Here is a 2313-nt window from a genome sequence, read left to right as displayed (position 1 = left end):
GTAAGCACACGACTAACTACACATAGTTTTCAAACCTTACTTCAAATAGATTTGCTCTCATGGAGCAAATTACCAATAAGTCGTCTCGTATCAGGCGAAACAATCAGCAAATACTCGACTTGCTTAACGAATTTGAGAAAAGTGATGTAAGTGTAAAAGAGTTTTGTGAGATGCATAGCATAGGCAAAGCTACCTTTCATAAATGGCAAAGCCGGTATAGAGGCAACCGGGAAAAGCGAGTGGGATCGCCGGGTTTTGCTCACTTGCAAATCACTTCATCCGCCAACATACAAGCAGCATTATTTGCCGAAGTAGGAGGAATAAAAATTTATCAGCCGGTAGCTGCCTCGTACCTCAAAGAACTTTCCGCATGAGTATAGTTATCGCTGGTGGCAGCAGACAATATCATCTCTATCGCAAAGAAACTGATATGCGCAAGGGCTTTGATTCACTTTGTGGCATCATTCGTAATGAATTGAATAAACAGGTACTGGATGGGGATGCTTTTATTTTCATTAACAAACCACGTACGCACATTAAGCTGCTGGTATGGGAGAAAGGCGGCTTTACCATTTTTTACCGCAGGCTGGAGAAAGGAACGTTTGAAGTGCCAGCATTTGATCTGGATGCAAGGAGTATGCAACTCACTTCTGACCAACTCAATTTTATTTTGCAGGGCATCTCACTCAGGGATGTAAAATACCGCTCACGTTATCAACACAAATCGCCTCTTTGTTGATAAAAATTATTGTACACAAACAGGTTGATGCGACATCTTTGTATCTCATGCAAGCGGCATCCGGCATAGATTATAAAAGTTTATATGAAGCATCGCAATTAAGAATTATTGCACTGGAACAACAACTGGCACAGCTTCAGAAAATGATCTTCGGCTCAAGGCATGAACGTTTTATTCCATCATCAGCAGACGCATCACAATTAGCATTGGACATACAGGCAGAATCAGTTGTGGGTTGCAGTGTTGTAGATACAAAAAAGATCAGTTACATAAAAAGTAATGTAACCGTTGAACAAAAACCTTTACAACATCCCGGAAGAATGAAGCTGCCGGAAAGTCTTCGACGTGAAGAAATTATTATTGAACCAGGTGAAGATATTGCCGGTTGCAAAAAAATGGGTGAAGAGGTCACTGAAGTTTTGGAATACCAGCCGGGTGAGCTGTTTGTAAAAAAATACATTCGCAATAAATACGCAAAGCCTGCTGGTGAAGGAGTGCTGATTGGTGAGCTTCCTTCAAGACCGATAGAAAAAGCAATGGCTGGCGAGGGGCTGCTTGCACAAATTGTAATTGACAAGTATGTTGATCATCTTCCATTGCACCGTCAAATGCAACGCTTTGAAAGAGCTGGCGTAAAACTTTCTTATTCTACACTCACCGATTGGGTTAGCGGCACATGCAAACTGATTACGCCATTGTTTGATGCACTGAAATCAGAAGTGCTGCAGAGTAACTATTTGCATGTAGATGAAACACCCATCAAAGTAATGGACAAGGATAAAAAAGATGAAACACACAGAGGTTATTATTGGGTGTATCAAAATAGTATTGATAAAATTGTATTCTTCGATTACCAGGAAGGCCGTGGCAGAGAAGGGCCACTGGAAAATTTGAAAAACTTCAAAGGATATTTACAAACCGATGGCTATGGTGTGTATGATATTTTTGATAAGCAAAATGAGATTACATTAATCCATTGCATGGCTCATGCACGCCGTATGTTTAATGAAGCATTGCAAAATGATGAAAGCCGTGCTGCTTATGCCATGCAGGAGATACAAAAACTATATGCCATTGAAAGAAATTGCAAAGAGCAAAATTTATCTGTTGATAAAATCAAAACTGTAAGGCAGCAACAGTCGCTTCCAATACTTACTGCATTGGATGAGTGGATGAAAGATCAATACATGCAGGTAACACCTAAAAGCACTATTGCCAAAGCACTTGCTTACAGTATTGAAAGATGGGAAAGGTTATCGAAATACACCGAAAATGGAATGTTGAACATAGATAACAATCCTGTTGAAAACAGCATCCGCCCTGTTGCTCTGGGCAGAAAAAATTATCTCTTTGCCGGCTCACATGAAGCTGCCAAAAGAAGCGGCATGCTTTACAGTTTACTTGGCACTTGTAAAATGCACGGTATTGAACCTTACACCTGGCTGAAAGATGTACTGCAAAGAATAGCAGAGCATCCCATCAACAACGTGCACGAATTATTACCTCATCGCTGGAGCAAATTATAAAAAGCCCTGAACCCATATTAGCAATATGTAGTTGGCCGGAGGGTTACG

General features: G+C 40.6%; 3 protein-coding genes. All 3 read left to right on the top strand.

Annotated elements, in window-relative coordinates:
- Positions 1 to 59: 59 nt before the first annotated feature.
- The 3 genes from tnpA to tnpC are packed head-to-tail and all read left to right on the top strand — an operon-like array spanning position 60 to position 2265.
- Positions 60 to 374: an IS66 family insertion sequence element accessory protein TnpA gene (gene tnpA, locus P2W73_RS26285; protein ID WP_276505084.1), complete on the top strand. Its 315-nt coding sequence runs from the start codon at positions 60 to 62 to the stop codon at positions 372 to 374.
- Positions 371 to 739 carry an IS66 family insertion sequence element accessory protein TnpB gene (tnpB, locus tag P2W73_RS26280; protein ID WP_276505083.1) on the top strand — a complete coding sequence of 123 codons (369 nt, stop codon included), beginning with the start codon at positions 371 to 373 and terminating at the stop codon, positions 737 to 739. The genes tnpA and tnpB overlap by 4 nt, the downstream gene beginning before the upstream one ends.
- Positions 733 to 2265, top strand: a complete 1533-nt coding sequence (gene tnpC, locus P2W73_RS26275) for an IS66 family transposase (RefSeq protein ID WP_276505082.1) — start codon at positions 733 to 735, stop codon at positions 2263 to 2265. Before tnpB ends, tnpC begins: the two co-directional genes overlap by 7 nt.
- Positions 2266 to 2313 lie beyond the last annotated feature (48 nt).

Origin of the sequence: Terrimonas pollutisoli (genome assembly GCF_029360765.1) — a bacterium.
In the GTDB taxonomy this organism is placed as follows: Bacteria; Bacteroidota; Bacteroidia; order Chitinophagales; family Chitinophagaceae; genus Terrimonas_B; species Terrimonas_B pollutisoli.
The sequence above is the reverse complement of the archived record's forward strand: the minus strand, read 5'-3'. Positions and strand labels throughout refer to the sequence as shown.

What these genes read in the sequence shown, in the direction of transcription:
- tnpA (WP_276505084.1), top strand. Translation starts at nt 60, where the DNA reads ATGGAGCAAATTACCAATAAGTCGTCTCGTATCAGGCGAAACAATCAG.
- tnpB (WP_276505083.1), top strand. Translation starts at nt 371, where the DNA reads ATGAGTATAGTTATCGCTGGTGGCAGCAGACAATATCATCTCTATCGC.